Origin of the sequence: Methanothrix soehngenii GP6, from assembly GCF_000204415.1 — an archaeon.
GTDB classification, from domain to species: Archaea; Halobacteriota; Methanosarcinia; order Methanotrichales; family Methanotrichaceae; genus Methanothrix; species Methanothrix soehngenii.
The window spans coordinates 2,726,888-2,749,607 of record NC_015416.1; the positions used below are offsets into that span (position 1 = coordinate 2,726,888).

Sequence of the window (22,720 nt, forward strand, 5' to 3'; positions counted from 1 at the left end):
TAAAGGATAGCTTACATGCCGGGGTCAAAGAGATTCAACTTATTAGCATCCGCTGTACTTCTCATTGTCTTTATCAGCACAGTGTATGTCACAAAAGCATTCATTGCTCCTCTGCTTCTGAGCTTTTTTTTCGCTTTCGTCCTGCTTCCGGTCTACTCTCGGATTTATTGCCTGACTGGAAGGAAGAATTTATCGGCGTTCATGTCTTTGCTCCTGGTCGTCCTGTTTTTCATGATCTTTCTTTCCAGTGCCCTTAACGCCATTGCCACAGAGACATCGGGCCTGTTTTCCTCTCAGGAGGATATCGTTCAGTCCATTGACATTTATATCACCCAGAAGACCGAAGAATCCTTTGACACCCTGCATGTCGTCTTGAATAATCTCGTCTCAGAGTCAACCGCAGATGAGACTGTAGAGCGATTGAGGGAGATGGTGAGGCCTTTCATCGAGGCCCCCAGAGACAGGATCCTCTCCGATCTGCTGCCACAGATTGCATTTGAAGCCACCAATTTAGCCACAGGCTTCATCAGCGAGCTGCCTGTGCTTATGTCCCAGTTCTTTGTGGCCATAATGATCACCTATTACCTTCTCATCGGAGGTTCCAGCGCGGTAAAGGGATTCTTGCTTATCCTTCCTGAGAGGGAATTGATGAATTATTTTATGGGGGAGCTGAATAAAATTTATAATAATCTTTTCAATGTTTACCTATTGACCTCCCTGATAACCGGACTGCTTGCTGCAATTGGATTTGCCCTCTTTGGGGTTTCATATCCCTTCTTATGGGGCTTGACAACGGCCATATTTGCCCTATTGCCCATGATCGGACCGCCGATCATCTTCGTGCCCATATGCATCTATTTCCTCCTGATCGGGAACTACTTGTCGGGCATAGGTCTGTTCATCTATAGTCTGATCTTCATCAATACCATCCCTGAGAACGTCATCCGTCCAAAGCTCGCCAGCCAGGGCGCAAAGATCCATCCCTCCATCACCCTCCTCGCTTTCGCTGCGCCGATCTTTGTGGTGGGATTTCTCGGATTCATAATAGGGCCGCTCCTTTACGGATTTCTTCTGGCGGCATTCAGGACCAGAGTCTATATGCTGAAGGAGGAGGGCGCAATAGACGAAAAGGAGCTTGTCGAGCTCTCAGAGGGAGAAGGCCTGCCTCCTGGAGCCAGATTTTGCGGTCTGGGCTTGAAGGCCAGATCGGCTCTGGAATGGCTGAGACGCTACCGTACTTGAGGCAAATGGCTGGGCAAGTCCTGTTCATCCCAAAGTTCATATCGTTGCAGCTCTAATTGAGAATCAGAGATGGAGAATGATCTGTCATGTCTATGGAGCCATAGAAATTGGCTCTTCGCCGTAACATTGCTTCTCATACTTCTCTCCTCTTACTTCCTCTGGCCGCTGCAGGACGGCATTGTCTTGGGAATAGTCTTCACTTATCTAGGCCGTCCGGTGAGGGATCTGTTTGGAAAGAGAAGACAGATTGGCTCTCTGGCGGCTATTATCTGCATCATCGCCCCATTATCCATTATATTTGCTGCCGGGGTCTTTGAGGCAGCATCTCAGCTCAGATGGCTGCAGAGCCATCGGGCGCAGATCGTAGCCACTGGCCAGGAGTTCATATCCAGCATTTACATTCCTCAATTCATCTTCGATGAGCTTTCCAGAGGCATGGACAATCTGATGGGAATAGGACTATCGATGCTCACCAGCTTGCCGGTATTCGATCTGGGAACGACGCTGACCCTCGGGCTTCTGAATCTCTTAATAGCCTTTTGTGTATGCTACTACCTGCTGGTGGATGGCGATAGGCTCCTCGGGGCAACGATAGATTTCTTGAGGCAGAAGAAGGGGGATTTTGAGCTTCGATGCCTGGGCAGAATTGATGGCATCTTAAGCGGCATCTATACGGGCAGCATCTCCACCGCCATGGTCTATGCGATCGCCTCCGTTCCCATATTCTATCTCTTCGACATTCCCAGGCCCCTGGCTATGGCCAGCATAATACTCCTGGCAGGGGTGGTGCCGTTTTTAACCTGGCTTGTCTTCCTCTTGACCGCCGTATCCAGATATATTGAGATGGGGCCGATGGAGGCAGCAGTCTTCTTCTTCGCGGCCTCGGTTCTGGTGGCAGCAGTGGAGCTGGTCGTCCGGCCCTATATCGTCTATGCCAGATCGTCGATCCATCCCATGCTGGTGCTGCTCGCATTTCTGGGCGGAGGGCTTGTGGGCGGGGTCTTTGGATTCTTTCTCGCTCCCGCAATGCTGGGAACGATCTCTGGCATCTATCAGATGATAAAATCAGAACTGACAGGGATTAAGAGAGGGCATCAGCTGGAGAAAGTGGATGCTTTTGCGGCCATTCAAAATAATTAATAAAACTCCAATAATGTAATGAATTCTGCGCATTAATAATTCTTGTGCCAAAGATATTTTCATCTATATATTTCGGCCTCGTTAATGAACGAATACCGAAAAGTATATATTCGTTAATCGCAGTATAGCGTATTGGCAAAAGTCAGAATTCTTTTTCCCTCCTACATCACAGACTTTTGCCTCCCTCCTTATTGCCCTTTCACTGCCTTGTGACGGGCCGATTGCCTGAAGCTGATCGACTGCCCCGATCATCCATTATTTTTTAGTCGCAAAAAAAACCAAGACGGCAATCCATATATGCCTTGCCGTTTTCAACTTGGCCTGAATGTTGAGCGACTTGCGCCTCTCCATTGTGGCAGAGCTGATAAAGGATCACGTCGCCTTAGACGGGATCGATGGATATTGCCAGGAGACGGGAGTGCAATGCTTTGATTTTATCCCCATCGAGCCGGCTGACTTCCAGGGGAGGATACTGGCCATAGACGGCTCCAATGTCTCCGTCTGCGGCTGGTCTGTAGCAAGCATCAATCTGATCCGTTCGGGCTATGTGGTCTATCAGGGAAGAGACTGGAAGAGGACGGTCATCACCTTTAATGATATCTTCTTTGCCGATCCGGCAATTTCAGCCGACCAGTTCGAGCCCCACTTGAGGCGCCTGGGCCAAAATCAGATCCGCCTTGCGGAAGAGGATTTAGATAGGCTCTCCACTTACTTCCGCGAGCTTCAGGAGTACATATCCATAGACGACGCCATCACCGAGGCAAATCCCGGCGACATAATCCTCTATGACGGCAGCTTCGATGTCTTCGAGCCCCTGCGAGCAGCTCTCTCTCGTGTCTTTGAGCGAGCGGAGGAGAAAGGGGTCGCCCTCCTGGCAGTGGCCAAGTCCAGTTCGCTCTATTGGGGCGAGGGCATATCGCTTCATTTATTGGAATATGGAGCAGGATTGTATAGAGCTAATTTAGACGATTGCAGGATAATTCGAATTAGTAGGATAAGCGACCGAGCACCTGGTGCAAATGGATTTCAAATTCAATCCGGTTAGATATTCACGAATACAATATGAGGATTGGATGATAGACAAATGAGGATTGGATGATAGACAAGACTTCACTCGGAGCAATTGCCGAACAGGTCAAGAATTATGTATTGATGGATAGCATAAGTCAATATTTTGAAGAAACTGGCGTTAGAGATAACGATTTTAAAGAAATTATTTCTGAAGATAAATTTGAAGGAAATATTTATGCGGTGGATGGAAGCAATGGTATCATCTTTGATCTGCCATCTGTTAGTTTCAATCTAATACGAGCAGGATATGTATCCTATATCGCTAAAAATTGGCAAAAAACCATCCTTTTCGATAAAGTCTTTAAAGCAGATCCAGATAACTATCGGTATCAGTTCGAGGCAGATCTTAGCAAGAGTTTTAATATCAATAGCAATTTTGTCTTGGCCAAAACAGAGCTGGATAGACTTTCAACATACTATAGAGAACTCCAAGAGTATATAGCTCTTTACGAAGCCATTTCTGACGCCAAAAAAGGAGACCTTGTGCTCTATGATGGAGATTTCGCGTATTGGATGGATCCATTTGGAGAAGTCCTCAAAATGATATTTGATGAAGCAGAGGACAAAGACTTGGATTTGCTGGCGATCAGTAAATCTAGCACTTTCTCATGGGGCAAAAGCTTTTCAAAACCTTTTATCCTTCATACCGGCTACGTTGGAAGTCAATTGATATCAAATAATCCATGGCATATAGAATTGAGTGAGAAAAATATAAAGCCACAGCCAAGAGGCAAGAATTGGAACGGAAAGATCTACGTTGTAAAACTGCATCCAAATTCTGAATTTGTTTTCCGGCTTGACGCGCCGCAGTATGTTTCAGTTCGAATTGATAATGCTTTGGGACATCTATCTGCATATTCAAAATCATCAGAATGCTTGGGCTACCCGCATGCCCTATTTAGAGCTCATAGAGATATAGCCATAAAAGATTTGGAAAGAGTGCATCTCAATAATCTCCTATTAGATGAACTGAGTGATAGAGGTGTAAATGACAAATACATCCGCAACTCATTGAACTATCATATGATATTAGAAATGAAGCATGGGAGGAGAATAATATGAAAAATCAATTATCAATCATTGGAGACGACATAGGTTCGAATCTATTAGAAAGAAAGATAGTAGACAAAACGAAAACAACTACTTATAAGATTATATCAAAAGATGTCAGAGAATTCCATTTTATAATTCCATATGACGAAAGGGTCGAACTGGGCCAAATATTTTCTATCAAGGATTACAGCGTGAAAGATGACGAAATTACATTCCTAGCAAGGGTTACGGATATTCAACATGATTCAAATTATGATGGAAAATGGGATACAACGCTTAAAGGAACGGCATTCTATGACGAGGACCAGATATTCAATAGAGTTGTAGCCGAGCCGCTTGGATGCATAACATTCAATAAAAAAATGGGAAAAAAAGAGTTCAAAAAATCAAAGACAATCCCCTTAAAGTTCTCTGAAGTAGAGAAAGCAAGTCTTGACGAATTTAGGTTTTTAACGGAGAAGATGGGCGACTTGGAAGTAGGGTATTTGAGAAATGGAAGTCAAGTCGTTGAAGAGATAGGCGTAAAACTAAATAGTGAGATCATGGATCATCATATGGGCGTTTTCGCGACCACCGGAATGGGAAAATCAAATTTTATGAAGGTTTTTGCGGCTTCATGCATGAAGAAAGCCTCAATGGGTGAATCAAAACTAGGCCTTCTACTTGCAGATCCACATGGGGAATATCTCATGGGAAGTGCCAAAAATAATACTAAAGGCTTACTTCATTTAAGTGAGTACAAAAATGGTTTAAGATGCTATTCCACCAACAACAAAAATGCAAAAGAAAATGCCGAAGTTGAGACTTTAAAGATAGGAATAAGAGATATAAATCCAACTGATATCTTGCCACTATTTGGGGAATGGCGGCCCGCTCAAAAAGAAGCTATCGAAATCATGGATTCTGAAAACGCGGCCGATTGGCTTGAGAGTTTTAAAGAGAATAGAGAGTTAGTAATAAAGGATATTCATGAAAAAACAATTGAAGTAATTAAAAGAAGACTGAATTTGCTTCTTCGATACAGCTATATAGATGAAAAAAATTCCAGCATCGATAAAATTATCAAGCAACTCAAAGAAGGAAAGGTTATTCTTATAGATATGGAAGGAATTAAGGAAAGAAGCGAGCTATTCCTTCTTTCGCTACTTTCTCGTCGCATCCTTGATGAATATCAAAAAGATAGTCTGGATAATGATAAAAATACTTGCCTTATAGCAATTGAAGAGGCGCAAAGAGTCCTTGGTGGCGGAGATGGCAGCATCTCTGGATTCGAAATTATAGCCAGAGAAGGAAGAAAGTTTGGCGTTGGCCTATGCGCGATAACTCAGCAGCCGAAATTAGTAGACAAGCTATTGTTATCTCAGTTCAATACATTAGTTATAATGGGCCTTGGTGATAGAAATGATAGAAAATGCTTAGAGGAATCTGCAAAACAGGATTTGACAACTCTTGATGTAGAAATCCAAACTTTGGAAAAAGGTGAAGCAATAATAAGCACACTAAAGGTGCCTTTCCCTATTCCTGTCACCATTCATTTGTATGAAGATTACATAAAGCAATTGAAAGAGCAGGATAAAGACCTGAATCGCAGTAGCAGAGGCAAGAAGCTAGTTAGACCACCTAATTAAATTGCGGAGCATTAAGAAAAATGAAGATAGTTCACATGTCAGATTCGCATCTAGGTTTTTCTGCCTATAATAAGGTAGATCAATACGGCAGAAATATCATTGAAGAAAAAATCTATCAAGGTTTTGAGCATGCAATAGACAAAATAATTAAAGATATAAAACCAGATGCAATTGTGCATGCAGGGGATGTATTTCATCATGTAAGACCTAGAATACGAACGCTATACGTATTTAAAAGTGCAATAGAAAAGCTAGATAAAAAAAAGATACCCACAATTATTATTAGTGGAAATCATGATGCTCCTAAGTCGTCATCAACTACCAGTCCTTTCTCTCTCTTTGAAGGTCTAGAGCATATTCATGTAGTACATCGCAATGAATATGAAAGCATTCCAATTAGAGACTATGTCTTTCATTGCATACCATTCTGCCTTGATAATAGGGCATACTTGGATGAATTCAGCAAAATAAAACCAACAGGTTCTGACGTTCTCGTTATGCATGGTCTTATCGAATCACTGAAAGATAAACGCCTTAGGACAGTTGGCGAACATGAACTTAGTGATAGCTTTCTCAAGAGTTATTTTTCATACATAGCGCTAGGGCATTATCATAACCAAGCTCAAATTGCAGAGAATGCATGGTATAGCGGATCTATTGAATATTTTAATTTTGGCGAGTCATCTGATAAGAAAGGAATTCTTCTTGTAGATCTTGATACAAATAATGTGGAACAAATAGATTTAAGGCCAAAGTATATGATTGACCATCCTGCAATAGATTGCACCGGATTTTCAACTGCGGATTTGGCGGAAGAACTCTTAGACTTATGCAACGAAGAGGATATTAAGGACAAAATAGTCAGGATAAATTTGAAAAATGTTTCAAGAGCCGCATTTAAGAGTATTGATCCTTCATACAGAACAAGGTTGGGTTCCTCTGCGTTATTTCTAAAGATAAGAGTCGAATATTACGATGATGAAGAAAACGATAATATTCAATTGGATTCCACACAACTCGATGAGGCTTTTTCAAGATTTTTAGAAGAAGAATCACAAAAAAATAAGATTAGTAGCGAAATATCAAAAGATGTTACTACATATGGAAGAGATGTTATGAAAAGAGCAATTTCAATTCATAACTTAGGGAGACTTCATGCTTCTGAATAAACTTGTTTTACGTAATTTTAAAAAGTATAGACGCGCGACAATTGAATTTCAGGAAGGATTGACAGGTATCATTGGTAGTAATGGTTCAGGAAAAAGTACAATAGTAGAAGCAATCGCATGGGCACTATATGGTAATAAGGCATCATTAATCAAGAGAAATCTTATAAAAAATACCCATGCTAATGAAAATGAGCCCGTTGAAATAACACTATTTATTAGTCAAGATAATATAGATATGAAAATAATTAGGAACATGAAAGGAAAAAACCTGATTCCTGATGCAACACTATATATAAATGATGATATAATATCTTCTGGAACACGAGATGTAGATAAAATGCTTGAAGAAATTCTCAATATCAGCTATCAGGATTTCATGAAGACCTTCTACGCCCGGCAAAAGGACCTGGACAACCTCCTCAAAGAGGGAGGAATGGGAAAGAGGGAGTATCTGCTCAAGCTCCTGGGATTGGAGGACATAAAGGAGAGCGCCCTGGAGCAGATCAAATCCGATCGATCAAGCCTTGAAGACCAGAGAAGCCGGCTGGCCGGAGCCTTGGGGGAGATCGGGGAGGTCCAGGCCCGGCTGATGGAGGCGTCACGGGAGATATCCTTTGTCAGAGAGGGGCTGGTGGAGGGGGAAAGATGCGAAGCCCAATTGCTGGGGGAGAAGGAGTTGCGGCTCATGGAACTGGATGTTCTTAACCAGAAGATGAACTCTTATGGCATTCTGGCGGAGAGGGCCTCCCGGCTGCAGGAGGAAGCCAGGAGCCTGGAGGTTCTCATAGCCAGAGATGAAGGGCGTCTGAAGGAGATCGAGGCATCAAAGAGGCTTCTCGAAAAGATCGGTCCCGCTCTGGATAGGCTGACCGGAGTCCTGTCAAGGCTCGAGCTGCTTGAGCCCAGGAGGAACCTGTACGAGGAGATCTCCAGGAAAATAGCAGTGGCAAAGTCTCGACTGGAGGGAGATAGAGCTGCTCTGGAGAAGGATGAGAAGAGGCTCGTGCAGCTTGAAGGGGATAGGGCCAGGCTCGATGAGCTTCTGCCCCAGGAAGAGGATTACAAAGAGGTTCAAGTGCTCCTGGCCAGGTTGGAAGAGCTGCGAGAGAGGTATGCCAAAATCAGCCTGAGCCAGAAAGAGGATGCTATCAGGCTACAAGGAGCAAGGTCGAACCTGGTCCGAGCGGACAGATCTATAGAGGATCTGCAAAGAGCGTCTGCCAGGTACGAAGAGCTTTGGCCGGCAATAGAAGAAGAGAAGAGGCTGAAAGTTGAGCAGACGAAGCTTTCCGGAGAGAAGGAGAGGCAACGAGAGCTTGACCTTCTGGAGAGCCAGAAAAAGGCCCTGGCGGGCAGGATAGCAGCCCTGCGGGAGGCAGCAGCAAAAATCCGGGAGAATCTTCTGGGCCTGGGAGACCTGGAAGGAAGAGAGGGAGAGCTGCGCCGGCAGGATAGGGACCTTGATTCTCTCGGATCCGAGCTGAACAACGCTTTGGCCGACCTCAGGGGGAGCCTGAAGGTTCAGGAGAATACGTATCTGGAAAATGAGAGGGCACTTAAAAAGGTCAGTACTCTGGGAAGGGAGGGGCTCTGTCCCACCTGCGAGAGGCCAATAGAGGGCCAGAGGGATCTGCTCCTCGGAAAGTACCAGTTCGCTCTGGCCCAGGCAAAAGAGGAGAGGGAGAAGCTGAAGGGAATGGCGGCCTCACTCACTGAGAAGATCGAGGGGGTGGCAAGCTCTCGTAGCCGGCTGGCCGGGGCCTTCGAGGATCTGAATGCCAAAAAGAGCCTGCGCTCTGCTCTGCAGGCGGATATGAGAAATGCCGATTTGCAGATAAAAGAGGCCACTGAAGAGATGGAAGGGATCATGGCTATGGTCGGATCTTTTGGTCCTGTCTCCTTTGACGCCAAAAGGCTCCAGGATGTCGAAGCCGCTCTGACAAAGCTCGCGCCAATGGCGGAGGAGTGCCAGGGCCTGGCAGTGCGAAAAGAGGAGCTGCCCCGGAGGGTACTGGAACGGGAGGCGATAAAAGAAGAGATAGAGACACTGGCCAAGAGAGGGGAGCATCTGGAGGAGCAGATCAGAGAGCTGGGCTACTCAGAATCTCAATATATCGAGGCTAAAAGATTGTGGGAGAGCTGCAAGTTCCCGCACGAGCAGTTTATCACCCTTCTGGAGAGGACAAAGGAGATCCCGGCTCTGGAGGAGAAGATTGCTCTTCAGAGGAGCGAGATAGAAAAAGCCTCCCGGTCCCTGGTGGAGCTGGAGAGATCTGTCAAGGATCTGGGCTTTGATCCGGAAGAGTACAGCTCTTTACTGGCAGAGAGAAAGAGGCTGGCCCAGGCGGAGGAAGAAGCCAATAAAATAAAAATCCGGCTGGCTCTTGAGCCCGAGGTCAAAGAAAAGCTGGCCGAGTCTCAAGGTGCCCTGGAAGCCAGGCAATTGGATATCGCCCGGATAAGGGCGGAGATGGAGTCATTGGCCTACAGCCAGAGGACCCATGAGATGGCAAAACTTGCCCTGGCCGAGGCGGAGAGGAATCTCGTGGCATCGCAAAAGGAACTGTCCGACAAAAGGATTCGCCTTGGCGTCCTGGAAGCGGAACTGGCAAGGCTGAAAGAAGAGGAGAAGAGAAAGAAGGAGCACCAAAAGAGGCTGGAAGAGACCTCGAGGAGGCTGGAGGTGGTGGAGATGACCCGAGGCCTTGTCAACGATTTTATGGATCAGGTTCTGATCAGGGTGAAAAACGATATCGCCAAAGCGGCCAGCGAAATCCTGGAGGAGGTCTCAGGCAAGTACAGCCTGCTGAAGATCGACGACGACTTCAACATTCAGGTGGAGGACGGCGGCAATTACTACCCCATCTCCCGCTACTCCGGCGGGGAGATCGATATGATCGCCGTATCGGTGCGGGTGGCCATAAGCGAGTACTTGATGCGCTTCGGCCCGGATGGTGAGAGCTACTCCTTCCTGATCTTAGACGAGGTCTTCGGCAGCCAGGATATCGAGCACCGGGAGAAGATGATCCAGATGTTAAGAAGCTTAGAAGAGCGTTTTCCCCAGATAATCGCCATCAGCCACATCAGCGACGTGCAGGGGCAGTTCGACAATACATTGCTGGTGGTGGAGGACGAGCTGGGCAACAGCCGGGTAGAGGCAATTTGATTTGATCTATCAACTCACCATCCAGCTGAAAGCACAGCGGTTCCTTAAGAAGCTAAAAAAGAAAAATCCGGATGCAGCGTCAGAAGTAGTAATGGATATATTTGAGCTAAAAAATGATCCCAAGACATCGATGTGAGTTTATAAAAGATGGCTTCGTCAGTTGAAATCATAAAGAACAAAAGTTCCCGAAAGCTTGATGCCTTCATAGACTCCTTGACCGACAAAGAGATTGATGAGTTGAACGCCGATGAAGGCGGTGATGAAGAGCCTATGCCTTTTGAGGAGTTTTGCAGGAAAGCAGGCATTAAACTTCAAAAATAATTAAGATAGCCCTAGAGCCAGGAGTGAACCCCTGATAGTAGACAGGTAGTTAAGCAACAGTATTTAAAGCAACCTCCAATTCGAACTGATCCGGAGACATGTAATGTTGATCACGTACTCCCTTTATCCCCGATGCAAGGCGGATTTTTTTAAATAAAATCTGGGGGGGTGTCAGACACCCCATCCAAGATAGGTTTGGGTCTGTTTATGGATGGCTGCCAATTCCTCAAGGGGCATCGCCCATCTCGACACAGAGGACATGGGGATCCGCCGTAGAGCGCTTGTACCAGAGCCTCGCCTGACTGAGTCCCACCTCCTTCAGCATGGAGTTCAGCTCCTCCGGTGCCACCGGCTTCAGCGTTCCGGCGCTGACGTCGAAGAGGTAGCTTGTCCCTCCCTTCAGCCCACATCCCGCAGGTGGCATTTCTTTTATGAAACATTTTTATGTTGACATGATCTTTTAAGTGGAAAAGGGATATGAAGGGGCTTGAAATGAAATTATCAACGCTATCGCTTGACCACTTAGGTTTAGTTGCCGCGATATTCGATGCTTTGGGAATTTCAGAGGTGATTGATGAATCGATTCCTAAGACTCGTAACTGCAAACTGAGCCATTCTGCGATAATAAAAGCAATGGTGATCAACGGATTGGGTTTCGCGGAACGCAGACTGTATATATTTCCCAGCTACTTTGAAAATTTAGCGCTAGAACGTCTTTTTAATCCTGGTGTTGTCCCAGAAGATTTTAACGAGGATGTTGTCGGCAGAACCCTCGACCGGATCAATAAATTTGGCTCGACGGCTCTTTTCAATAATATAGCCATGAAATGCATGCAACAGCTCGCTTTTGGCACTAATATCTACCATGTTGATACCACGAGTTTTGGTGTTCATGGCGATTACGAAGGACTGGACTGCAATCCTGCTATGGAGATAACTCTTGGTCATCCTAAAGACGGTCGCTGGGATCTAAAACAGTTCATTGTGAGCATGGTGACCAATCAATGCGGTATTCCTCTCTTTGTCCAGGCCCATTCAGGAAATAAATCGGATAAGAAAACTCTTATTGAGACGATTCAGATGTTCAAGTCTAATCTGGACTTCTCCGGAAAGAACTACTTTGCGGCAGATAGCGCCCTCTTCAGTTCCGAGAATATTCGTCTTCTTGGCGATAGCACTCTATGGATAACTCGCGTTCCAACAACCGTTCGTGAGGTTAAAGATCTTCAGAGACTAGATCTAGAGATGAAAACATGCTCTGATGATCGATATAGTATCTTTGAGACGGAAATTAACTATGGTGGAATAGATCAGAAGTGGGTTGTGGTCGATTCCAGAGAAATGCATGCTAGTAAGGCAAAGACTTTCGATAGACGGATCGGCAAAGAGTTCACTGAAGCGCGAAAATCGCTTAAGAAACTGGGATATATAGTTTTTGCGTGTGAAGCTGATGCCAGAAAGGCTGCAGATCGATGGATATCGGAAAATCCTCATTTCACACTAACTGGCTTAAGTATATGTGAAATCTCCAAACGCATCGACTCAAAGAGAGGCCGTCCAAAGAAGGATGAGCAGCTTGAGAAAGGCTATCTCATTGAAGGAGAAGTTCAGCGAAATGAGGCAACGATCGCTAACGAGAGATCTAGACTTGGCAGATTCGTCCTGGCGAGTAACGATAAGACTCTCGAGGGGGAATTGATGCTTCAATATTACAAAGGCCAAAACGCTGTCGAGAAAGGCTTTCGATTCCTAAAAGACAAAAGCTTCCGAGTGGCAGAAGTCTATCTCAAGAAAGAGGAAAGGATCGAAGCTCTATCCATGATAATGGTTCTATCTCTGTTGATCTATTCGATTGCAGAATGGATGATTCGGAAGAGGCTGAAAGAATCAGGAGAAACTGTGTTAAACCAGCTAGGGAAACCCACGCAATGTCCTACGTTGAAATGGATATTCCAAAAGTTCAGGAATATAAATGAGGCAATTATTGAACTGAAGGGATCGGTTCATCGAGAGGTCATTAATCTAAATGAAGAACAAATTAAAATTATCAAGTTGTTCGGCCTAGGATGTGAAAAATGCTATATCGGATGAGAGACATGCGGGATGTGGGCTTCAGGGTAAACGGTCCATAGGCCTTCCAATCGTCGGATACCCCGATGTATCCGGAGACTCTCTTTCCGCTCCAGATTATGTATCTCCCGGGGTCTAAGAGGCATCCTGCTGTGTTCCTATCAGTGGAGCTGGCCCCGAGATCGGTATAATCGACCGCCGGCCAGGGTAGAAGGTCGAGGCTCTGGCATGGTGCACCCTCCCTGCAATCGAAGTCGGCACACTTCGGCCTTCCTTCAACGAGCCCCACCTCTTCCGACCTGTCGAAGTCCCCATCAGATAAGGATCTCTGATCATCCCATATTACTACGCTTCCTATCAGCCCATGAGTGTCAGATCTCCAAGAGTCTGTTCCGATGAGGACCGTCGCATAATTCGGGTTTGGAAGCCCGCCAGTGTGGGGATTAGTTCCCTTCAGGATCCCATCGACCCAGATCTCCACCCCCCGGGGCCCCCAGGTCCCCATGACATGTCGCCATTCTCCGATAAGATCTTCTGGAGGTATGCCGCTATCTGCCACCTTCCATCCGCCAGCCCATATCATGAAGACCAGGTTTTTGGAGTACCTGCTGTGCGTACCCAGGTAGAATCCGTCATCATAGCTTCCGCCGTACTCCCTCCCTGACGCCGCTAGGACGAAGTCCTTAGGGGCCGACTCAAGTCTGACCCACATCTCTATAGACCCTTGCTTGAGGTCCCTCGTCGGGTTCTGGTGGACGTTCCCTACCCTCACATAATCTCCGCTCCCGTCCAGCTTCAGGGCAGGAGCGTATCCCTCTTCTGCGACGATGGATACGTTACCAAATAATTCTCCGGGATGCTGTCCGGTCGCATCGTCGGCATCCCCATCGAAGTAGTAAAGGGCAACGACGGTTTCTTCGATCTCTCCGTTTGCGGCGGGGGAAGCCTCCCTCCGCACCACAGAGAAGGTGTTGCTCCGGGCGATCTCTTCATAACTGCTGCTTCCGGCCCAGTTCTCAAACATCCTGAACTCGTACTCCCCCAATTCCTGGGGGGCGGCAAAAGTCAAAGTCCCGCTCTTTTCGCCTCGCAGGTAGCTCCACTCCCCGTATCTTTCATTCGCTGCGTCTATCCTGTAGATGGCGATCCAATCGGTGTCGAATCCTGGTGCGCCAGAGTAGACGACGGTTATCTTATCTGCAGGGTTTACTGCAGATGGCGAAGCAGAAAGGGTCGGCAGCTGGCCGGAACCGAGGCTGATAACTGCAAAGAACAATAAGACCATAGTGCCAGCGCATAAAATCCGTCTTATTTTCAATTTAAGCCACCTCAGGATGAATAAGACGCTAAACTATGAACATCTTTTGGTATCATATCATTTTTGGGTAGTCCACCTTGGCAGGCTCTTTCTGCTGGAATAGGGACTGTCCTGGCTATGGCAAAGTAGATCACGGCAACATCGTTCGATACGGCCGGATCGACAAGGCACTCAGCACTTGAAATGCATACTACTGTCGCAGGCATCGTTCTCTAAAATATAGAAGTGATGAGGGAATAATACGGCAATCGATTCCTATACTAATTGTTCTTTCGCTGGGATCTTTTATATAATTGCTATAATCTTCAGCCATACTGTCTTGCCCCGCTTGTTCGATTGATAGATTATATGAAAGAACTTTCGGATGGTTATTTGGTATATGATAAAAAAATATGAATTATTCACACGAAGCGAAACAGGACAGGTACGAAATATTTTCGGGACTACACAAAATTTTCCCTTCATCACAATATAATCGCTCTGCTCTAAAATGCGTGGCTAACGTACTGTAGAAAATTTTCCTTTGTGCCTTTGCGCCTTTGTGGTGAGGCCTACGAATCCCGATTTCACCATACTTCAGCCCAAAGCATAGCGCAGCAGTCCGGCCAGCTTCAAGCCATCCCAGTCCAAATGAAAGAGCATCTTGATCATCAGACTGCTGGGCCGGTCGATATCCCCATGCTCTTCTATGGTTTTGATGAGCGCGGGCCTTCCGGCCAGGTAATTCACCAGCTCGTCGCATTCTTTTGCGCTCATTCGATTCAGCATCCGGTTTGCCCTCATGCCGATCTCAAGCTCCCGGCCCAGATTGGCCCGCCAGATCCGGTCGTACTCCTGCAGCCTCTGGGCAGAGCCGTCGCCTTCCATTGCAGCAGCTGCAGCCACGCCACCTGCGATTTTGGCCGCCACCAGTCCGGGATAGATCCCTCCTCCTGAGGTGGGCTTGACCTGGCCGGCAGCATCGCCCACCACCAGTAGGCCCTGGGCGACGGTCACCGGGGGCGGGCCCAGCGGCAGGCCGCCTACGTTTATCGTTGTTGCCGATCCAAGGATCCTCTTCCTTATCACCTCCTGCCCGAGAAATCTCTTCAAATGCTCGCATCCCCTCTCTCTGGCGCACAGGCCGATGCGGGCGGTCTCTTCTCCCGTGGGTATCACCCAGGCGAAGAGGCCTGGTGCCGCTCCAAGGTGCACCTCAACCGATTCGGGATCCTCTACTGCAAACGGGAGCTCCAGCTGTGCTCCGGACAAAACCAACTCCGGCGGCATGATCCCCGCCTGCCGGGCCAGCCTGCCCCTGACTCCTTCTGCGCTGATGACAATCGATGCCCTTATCTCATCTCCTCCCCCAATGGAGAGAACGCTCTCTTCCCCCTCCCGTCTTATTCTTCTGACCGGCGAGCAGAGCCTCATCTCCACCCCCTCATGCAGGGCCTCGCAGGCTGCTGCCCGGTCAAAGAGCCTCCTGTCCACTACGCTTGCCCTTGGATCCTGGGCTTTGAAGTCCAATCGATTCCCGCCAGGGGAATAGATCGCTGCCCCTTTCATCCTCCTCAGGACAAAGGAGCTGCCCGGCAGCTCCGACTCCGCCAGAGCGCCCAGGCCCAGGAGGCCGGCGCATTCCACCGGCCAGCCCACCGCTGGATGCTCCTCCAGAATGACCGCATTAGCTCCCGATTTGGCGGCATACTTGGCGGCCATGGAGCCTGCCGGGCCGGCGCCGATGACAGCTACATCAAAGCGTTCTTTCAGGATAGACATCTCTCCAGGTATTCTACCAGATCGCATATCGTCTCGATCTTTTCATCGATCTGAGTGCCATCGGAGATGCGGTCGTACACCAGATCCCAGCAGGAATAGTTCCTCAGCCTGAGAACGGGCTCTCCTTTTGGCGTCCAGGCCATTTCAATCTCATAGCGCATCCACTGGCCGTTCTCTCGTCTGACCTCAAAGCTTGGACAGTCTCCGACGGCGCCGCCGGAAAAGGCTATTCTTCCGCCATCCACTTCCTCATCGATCTGTGCATTGATGAACAGCCTTATCCAGCGTATATATTTCGAGTAACGGTAAGCCCCCTCCGAGAGACTGACAGGACCCTCCCAGCCGGGGATCTCTCTCATGTTCTCCAGATTCCATTCCTCCAAATTCACATTATCCAGATTGTGCCGAGAGCATATGCCTCTTGCGGGTGGCTAAAAAAATGGCCCAAGGTGCAAAAGATTTTGTACAATCCAGGGTTAATAATACTCTATGGCCGAGGTAGTGCAGCTGGTCGAAAAGACCGCAGGAAAGGAGGAAGATGGGGCAGAGGACGAGGAGCCAATCCCCTCTGCGCCTCCCAGAACCATATGGTCAGGCAGCCTGCGAATAGGTCTGGTCAACATTCCGGTCAAAGCCGTCTCCATGATCAGGAACACCCGCATAAGCTTTCGCATGCTTCACAAAGCCTGCAAGACCCCCATATCCTTCAAGCGCTACTGCCAGGAGGGGGAGGAGGTCATGCTCGCGGACATCGTCTATGGTTATCCTCTGGGAAATGAGAAGTATGTGGTTTTAGAGAAAAAGGAGATAGATAAAGCGAAGCCCGAGTCCAGGAGCACCATAGCCCTCGACCGCTTCGTCAGCTTCTTTGAGGTTGATCCTCATTACTTTGAGAAGACCTATCTGCTCCTGCCCGACCGCTCAGAGGAGGCCTATTCTCTCTTGAGGGCGGTGATGGAAAAGACGGGCAAAGCGGCCATCGGCAGGATAACCATGCACTCCAGGGAGAGGCCGGTCATTGTCCACTACTACCGGCAGGCAATCGCGGCCACCACCATGAGGTATCCTGATGAGATACGGGACCCGTCGGGGTATAGCGTACTCAAAGAGCTTCCCGAGCCATCGGAAAAGGAGATGGTGCTGGGATTTGAGATCGTTCGAGGCCTGACAGGAGAGCTGGATTACAGCGCTTATGAGGATGAGTACAAGAAGAGAATCGAGGCCCTGGTGAGGTCCAAGATGGAGGGTATCGTGAGCGTGCCGGAGAGGAAGAAGAAGGAGAAGCCCCCTGCCAAGAGCCTGATGGAGGCCCTGCGGGCGACGGCAGATTCGCTGAAATGAATCCCATCAAGCCGATGCTGGCTGTATCCGGCCAGCCCTTCAGCAGAGAGGGGTGGATCTTCGAGCCGAAGATAGACGGGACCCGCTGCATAGCCTCGGCCCAAAAAAGGGTCCTGCTCTCCAACCGAAGGCTGGCGGATATCACCTATCGCTACCCTGAGCTGGCCAGTGCCCTGGGCAGCCTGCAGGGCGAGTGCGTCCTGGACGGCGAGATCACCGTCTTCAAGAAGGGCATTCCCAATTTCCGTTCTCTAGCGGAGCGGGACCATCAGAACGATCCGATCAGGATAGACTACCTCTCCCGCGCCATGCCGGCCAGCTATGTGGTGTTCGATATCCTCAGTCTTGATAAAGAGAGCCTGATACACCTTCCCCTCAAAGAGAGAAAGAGGATATTGTTCAGGGAATTGGAGGCGGACCTGAAGGATAGCGAGACCGTGACCCTCATCGACTCATTTCCCGAGAAAGGGGAGGATTATTTTCAGGCAGCTTTGAAGATGGGGATTGAGGGAGTGGTCGGCAAGAGGCTGGAGTCGCTCTATCTTCCCGGCATCCGGAGCCAGGACTGGGTGAAGATCAAAAAGAGCCTTAAGCTGGATTTGGTTGTGGGCGGCTATATTCCAGGCAAAGGAGATCGAACGCCTTATTTTGGCGGACTGCTCCTCGGCGCCTACAGCCAGGGCGAGCTGGTGTACATCAGCAGAGTGGGGTCGGGCTTCACAGACGAGGAGCTGCAGGATATCACCGGCCGCTTTTCGCCCAGGGAAAAGCCTCCGTTCTCCAATCCGCCAGCAACTGCGGGAGTGGTATGGATCGAGCCGAAGATGGTGGTGCAGGTCACCGCACTGGAGAGGACACATGACGGCGGCCTGAGAGCTCCGGTATTCTTGCGGATGAGGGATGACAAGGAGCCGGAGGAGTGCACACTGGATCAGCTCGGATAGCGAAAGAATGCAGGGGAGGGGTTTGGTTTCATATCCTTGTTTTCGGTGGTTACTTCGTTGTTTAGCAGGGGTTAACTTGAATCGCAAAAAATCTATATCTTTTCGCCTCGGTGATGAACCGCTATGCTCTGACCCAACCACAGAGAAACAGAGACTATAACCGCTGCCGTACCTCATCCAAATGATTCAGCGAAGAGCCATAAACCACAAAGCACACAAAGCACACAAAGACCGCACCAAAGGATTATTGGGCTATCAAGAACAGGATTAACCTTTGCGAGGCCTTTGTGATCTTTGTGCTCTATATGGCTAAAATCCGTTGTCTGTAATCCAATCAAACCGATCTGCGACGAGTATAAACCAGGCTACTCGCTATTTAGCATGGGTGAACTTGAATCGCAAATTATCTGTATCCTTTTGTACCTGGGTGAACCGCGATCCTGACCCAACCACAGAGGCGCAGAGGAACAGAGGCTATATTCTCTGCCGTACCTCACACATATAATTCAACGAAGGCTTTTCTCGTGGAACTTGCTCTTGATGTGCCAACAACGATACCAAAGCCCGGATGACAGAGCGTTTCAATCCTTGTTTTCGTGGAACTTGCTCTTGATGTTCACATACTTAGACTTCATTGCGTATCCTCTCCATGTTTCCCATGGAAAACCAAAAAAAATCAAATGCAAGAGGCTAGCTATCCACCTCCATCAGATGACCTTTTCTGGTCGGGCTTGTTCACAGAAATATCTTCAAGCGCTCGCAAGAGAGCCTTCTTCCGGCTACTATCGCTCATTCCATAAAAGGCATCTACAATTGCAGCTACCTTATCCGTCAGATGCTCATCCTTCAAAGAAGGTTCATGGCAGGACTCATTTCGACCTTTTTTCCTCTTTCTGCAATCAACCTCTTGATAGAACTCCTGGTTGATCAGAAGATGATAAATCAGACAGATGAGTTTCCTGGCTACGGCAACGATTGCCACATTGTGCTCCTTCTTTTTGCTCAGCCTCTTGTAGAATCTGGACAGCCCTGTATTTTTCATATTAGCTATTGTCTGGGCAGCCTCGACAAGTACAACTCGGATATACTTGGAACCGCGCTTTGTGATCCCGCATTTCCTCTTTTTGCCGGCAGATTCATTTTCTCCAGGATTGAGGCCACACCATTTCGCCAGCTGTTCAGGGGTCTGAAAATCTCTGTAATTTCCGATCTCTGACAGGATGACCGAACCTGAGATAAATGCGATTCCAGGAATGGACATAACGATAGCCAGATCCTTGCTCTTATTTTGAATCTTTTTCAGAATGTTTAGGCTTGTCTTCTCTATTTTGGATTCGACATTGTCCATGATTTCAAGAGAATCGCTGATCAGCATTCGATTTGTCTCGCTCAGTTCATTGGCAAGTGCTGATCTGATCTCGTCTTGCTTTTTCCTGATCTTTCCGGAGGGTATGCCTTTCAGGATCTCTTCGACGGGCTTGTCTTCAGCCAGACCTCTTATGATATGTGTTCCTGATTTGCAGAATATGTCGTCCATAGAAGAGCTGAGTTTAATGCCGTTTGATGAGAGATATTTGTGTATCCGATTCTTGAACTGAGTTCGTGTCTTGACATATCCTGACCTGGCTCGCGTTAGGTTCCTGAGCTCTCGGTCTTCATCGGAAAAAACCCGAGATCTCTTGATTTGATTATTCAAGCACAGAGTTGCAATACGCTTTGAATCTTTTGAATCTGATTTATCGTTTGGAATGGACTTTATCTGCAGCGGATTGGCAACAATGGTATCTATGGTTCGGCTCAGAACATCATAAATCGGGATCCAATAGACTCCTGTAGCTTCAAATGCAACCTGTTCGCATTTGTTGTCTGCAAGCCAGTTTCTGAATCTATCAAGCTCGGATTTTGTTGTCCCAAAATTCTCTCGAATCGACGGCACTTCGTCGCCAGTTATTGTGGCAACGATCAGATCTTTATGGACATCTGCACCGCAAACTCTTTCTCTTCGTTTTTTCATATATGTCTCTGCCTGATATGGGCAGATGATCATTCCCTTATATGGGATAATTTCCCATACGCGTTCTATGACGCAGTCCCGTATTCGAGGGATATTGGCTGGTTTCAATCGCGGGATCAAGCGTCCCATAAACTTGTCAGCCTTCACTGCCCATATCAGACTTAACATGGACGGATTAAAATATCTGGTTTTCCATCCGTCACGTGTGAGCCCCTGCCTGGGCTCATGGGCGTTTCAATCCTTGTTTTCGTGGAACTTGCTCTTGATGATGGAAACGTCTTTGAACAAATGGCAAAGGAAGTTGCCACGTTTCAATCCTTGTTTTCGTGGAACTTGCTCTTGATGGTTCACTTTGTAATGCCACGGGCTGTACGCATTTCGTTTCAATCCTTGTTTTCGTGGAACTTGCTCTTGATGAGAAGCCCCACAAGCAGAGCCACCGGGAAGAATGCAGTTTCAATCCTTGTTTTCGTGGAACTTGCTCTTGATGCCAGTTGGGCAAACCGAACAGCATCTTTGAGCAGTTTCAATCCTTGTTTTCGTGGAACTTGCTCTTGATGTCTGAGGAAATCGCGATGGAGTTTGCTAAACGATGGAGTTTCAATCCTTGTTTTCGTGGAACTTGCTCTTGATGGCTGGGGTCGATTGCGGGCAAAATCAAAGGCGGTGGCAGTTTCAATCCTTGTTTTCGTGGAACTTGCTCTTGATGATCAAGGAGGTTGCGTAGATGGGACTCGACGTGTATCGTTTCAATCCTTGTTTTCGTGGAACTTGCTCTTGATGTCCCGATGAAACCAGCCACTCGAAACCCGAATTTCTAGTTTCAATCCTTGTTTTCGTGGAACTTGCTCTTGATGGACGGGCATCGATCCCGAGACATGGGATGCGGCGGTGTTTCCCATGGAAAACCAAAAAAAATCAAATGCAAGAGGCTAGCTATCCACCTCCATCAGATGACCTTTTCTGGTCGGGCTTGTTCACAGAAATATCTTCAAGCGCTCGCAAGAGAGCCTTCTTCCGGCTACTATCGCTCATTCCATAAAAGGCATCTACAATTGCAGCTACCTTATCCGTCAGATGCTCATCCTTCAAAGAAGGTTCATGGCAGGACTCATTTCGACCTTTTTTCCTCTTTCTGCAATCAACCTCTTGATAGAACTCCTGGTTGATCAGAAGATGATAAATCAGACAGATGAGTTTCCTGGCTACGGCAACGATTGCCACATTGTGCTCCTTCTTTTTGCTCAGCCTCTTGTAGAATCTGGACAGCCCTGTATTTTTCATATTAGCTATTGTCTGGGCAGCCTCGACAAGTACAACTCGGATATACTTGGAACCGCGCTTTGTGATCCCGCATTTCCTCTTTTTGCCGGCAGATTCATTTTCTCCAGGATTGAGGCCACACCATTTCGCCAGCTGTTCAGGGGTCTGAAAATCTCTGTAATTTCCGATCTCTGACAGGATGACCGAACCTGAGATAAATGCGATTCCAGGAATGGACATAACGATAGCCAGATCCTTGCTCTTATTTTGAATCTTTTTCAGAATGTTTAGGCTTGTCTTCTCTATTTTGGATTCGACATTGTCCATGATTTCAAGAGAATCGCTGATCAGCATTCGATTTGTCTCGCTCAGTTCATTGGCAAGTGCTGATCTGATCTCGTCTTGCTTTTTCCTGATCTTTCCGGAGGGTATGCCTTTCAGGATCTCTTCGACGGGCTTGTCTTCAGCCAGACCTCTTATGATATGTGTTCCTGATTTGCAGAATATGTCGTCCATAGAAGAGCTGAGTTTAATGCCGTTTGATGAGAGATATTTGTGTATCCGATTCTTGAACTGAGTTCGTGTCTTGACATATCCTGACCTGGCTCGCGTTAGGTTCCTGAGCTCTCGGTCTTCATCGGAAAAAACCCGAGATCTCTTGATTTGATTATTCAAGCACAGAGTTGCAATACGCTTTGAATCTTTTGAATCTGATTTATCGTTTGGAATGGACTTTATCTGCAGCGGATTGGCAACAATGGTATCTATGGTTCGGCTCAGAACATCATAAATCGGGATCCAATAGACTCCTGTAGCTTCAAATGCAACCTGTTCGCATTTGTTGTCTGCAAGCCAGTTTCTGAATCTATCAAGCTCGGATTTTGTTGTCCCAAAATTCTCTCGAATCGACGGCACTTCGTCGCCAGTTATTGTGGCAACGATCAGATCTTTATGGACATCTGCACCGCAAACTCTTTCTCTTCGTTTTTTCATATATGTCTCTGCCTGATATGGGCAGATGATCATTCCCTTATATGGGATAATTTCCCATACGCGTTCTATGACGCAGTCCCGTATTCGAGGGATATTGGCTGGTTTCAATCGCGGGATCAAGCGTCCCATAAACTTGTCAGCCTTCACTGCCCATATCAGACTTAACATGGACGGATTAAAATATCTGGTTTTCCATCCGTCACGTGTGAGCCCCTGCCTGGGCTCA

At 47.5% G+C, this 22,720-nt stretch carries 17 protein-coding genes and 1 CRISPR repeat array; of the genes, 11 read left to right on the plus strand and 6 right to left on the minus strand.

Annotated elements, in window-relative coordinates; genetic code table 11:
- The first annotated feature begins 15 nt into the window (after window positions 1-15).
- The 8 genes from MCON_RS13705 to MCON_RS16425 all read left to right on the plus strand — a co-directional run bounded on the left by MCON_RS13705 (window position 16) and on the right by MCON_RS16425 (window position 10,790).
- Window positions 16-1,242: an AI-2E family transporter gene (locus MCON_RS13705; protein ID WP_013720536.1), complete on the plus strand. Its 1,227-nt coding sequence runs from the start codon at window positions 16-18 to the stop codon at window positions 1,240-1,242.
- Window positions 1,243-1,311: 69 nt separating this feature from the next.
- Window positions 1,312-2,382, plus strand: coding sequence for an AI-2E family transporter (locus MCON_RS13710; protein WP_013720537.1), 1,071 nt, complete (start codon window positions 1,312-1,314; stop codon window positions 2,380-2,382).
- 325 nt (window positions 2,383-2,707) lie between these two features.
- Window positions 2,708-3,427 (plus strand): DNA double-strand break repair nuclease NurA, encoded by a 720-nt coding sequence (locus MCON_RS13715; protein ID WP_013720538.1) that lies wholly within the window; start codon window positions 2,708-2,710, stop codon window positions 3,425-3,427.
- Window positions 3,428-3,477: 50 nt separating this feature from the next.
- Window positions 3,478-4,515: a DNA double-strand break repair nuclease NurA gene (locus MCON_RS13720; protein ID WP_013720539.1), complete on the plus strand. Its 1,038-nt coding sequence runs from the start codon at window positions 3,478-3,480 to the stop codon at window positions 4,513-4,515.
- Window positions 4,512-6,134 (plus strand): ATP-binding protein, encoded by a 1,623-nt coding sequence (locus MCON_RS13725; protein WP_013720540.1) that lies wholly within the window; start codon window positions 4,512-4,514, stop codon window positions 6,132-6,134. The genes MCON_RS13720 and MCON_RS13725 overlap by 4 nt, the downstream gene beginning before the upstream one ends.
- 20 nt (window positions 6,135-6,154) lie before the next feature.
- A complete protein-coding gene (locus tag MCON_RS13730; protein WP_013720541.1) occupies window positions 6,155-7,303 on the plus strand; it encodes a metallophosphoesterase family protein in 1,149 nt (382 codons plus the stop codon).
- On the plus strand, window positions 7,290-10,469 hold the full coding sequence (locus MCON_RS13735; RefSeq protein ID WP_013720542.1) for an AAA family ATPase: 3,180 nt from the start codon (window positions 7,290-7,292) through the stop codon (window positions 10,467-10,469). The genes MCON_RS13730 and MCON_RS13735 overlap by 14 nt, the downstream gene beginning before the upstream one ends.
- Before the next feature lie 147 nt (window positions 10,470-10,616).
- Window positions 10,617-10,790: a hypothetical protein gene (locus MCON_RS16425; protein WP_162145025.1), complete on the plus strand. Its 174-nt coding sequence runs from the start codon at window positions 10,617-10,619 to the stop codon at window positions 10,788-10,790.
- 226 nt (window positions 10,791-11,016) lie between these two features.
- Here MCON_RS16425 and MCON_RS13740 read toward each other — a convergent pair whose 3' ends face one another.
- Window positions 11,017-11,214 (minus strand): hypothetical protein, encoded by a 198-nt coding sequence (locus tag MCON_RS13740; RefSeq protein ID WP_048132551.1) that lies wholly within the window; start codon window positions 11,212-11,214, stop codon window positions 11,017-11,019.
- A gap of 68 nt (window positions 11,215-11,282) precedes the next feature.
- Between MCON_RS13740 and MCON_RS13745 the strand changes: the two genes are divergently transcribed.
- On the plus strand, window positions 11,283-12,881 hold the full coding sequence (locus MCON_RS13745) for an IS1634 family transposase (RefSeq protein WP_083804763.1): 1,599 nt from the start codon (window positions 11,283-11,285) through the stop codon (window positions 12,879-12,881).
- On the opposite strand, the gene MCON_RS13750 is transcribed toward MCON_RS13745, so the two are convergent.
- The 3 genes from MCON_RS13750 to MCON_RS13760 form a co-directional block, all read right to left on the minus strand.
- Complete coding sequence (locus MCON_RS13750) at window positions 12,838-14,145, minus strand: LamG domain-containing protein (RefSeq protein WP_232844295.1); 1,308 nt, start codon at window positions 14,143-14,145, stop codon at window positions 12,838-12,840. The two genes, MCON_RS13745 and MCON_RS13750, sit on opposite strands and share 44 nt — an antisense overlap.
- 609 nt (window positions 14,146-14,754) lie before the next feature.
- A complete protein-coding gene (locus tag MCON_RS13755; RefSeq protein WP_013720544.1) occupies window positions 14,755-15,939 on the minus strand; it encodes a geranylgeranyl reductase family protein in 1,185 nt (394 codons plus the stop codon).
- Window positions 15,927-16,328: a hypothetical protein gene (locus tag MCON_RS13760; protein WP_157863837.1), complete on the minus strand. Its 402-nt coding sequence runs from the start codon at window positions 16,326-16,328 to the stop codon at window positions 15,927-15,929. Before MCON_RS13760 ends, MCON_RS13755 begins: the two co-directional genes overlap by 13 nt.
- A 100-nt stretch (window positions 16,329-16,428) precedes the next feature.
- Here MCON_RS13760 and ku point away from each other — a divergent pair, with 100 nt between their 5' ends.
- Window positions 16,429-17,280, plus strand: coding sequence for a non-homologous end joining protein Ku (gene ku / locus MCON_RS13765; protein ID WP_013720546.1), 852 nt, complete (start codon window positions 16,429-16,431; stop codon window positions 17,278-17,280).
- Window positions 17,277-18,224: a non-homologous end-joining DNA ligase gene (gene ligD, locus MCON_RS13770; protein WP_013720547.1), complete on the plus strand. Its 948-nt coding sequence runs from the start codon at window positions 17,277-17,279 to the stop codon at window positions 18,222-18,224. Before ku ends, ligD begins: the two co-directional genes overlap by 4 nt.
- A gap of 694 nt (window positions 18,225-18,918) precedes the next feature.
- Here the strand turns inward: ligD and MCON_RS13775 are convergent.
- Complete coding sequence (locus MCON_RS13775; RefSeq protein WP_048131613.1) at window positions 18,919-20,271, minus strand: IS110 family RNA-guided transposase; 1,353 nt, start codon at window positions 20,269-20,271, stop codon at window positions 18,919-18,921.
- 198 nt (window positions 20,272-20,469) lie between these two features.
- Window positions 20,470-21,095: direct repeats of the CRISPR family, unit length 37 nt; unit sequence GTTTCAATCCTTGTTTTCGTGGAACTTGCTCTTGATG.
- A gap of 79 nt (window positions 21,096-21,174) precedes the next feature.
- Window positions 21,175-22,527 (minus strand): IS110 family RNA-guided transposase, encoded by a 1,353-nt coding sequence (locus tag MCON_RS13780; protein ID WP_048131613.1) that lies wholly within the window; start codon window positions 22,525-22,527, stop codon window positions 21,175-21,177.
- Between the last annotated feature and the right edge of the window lie 193 nt (window positions 22,528-22,720).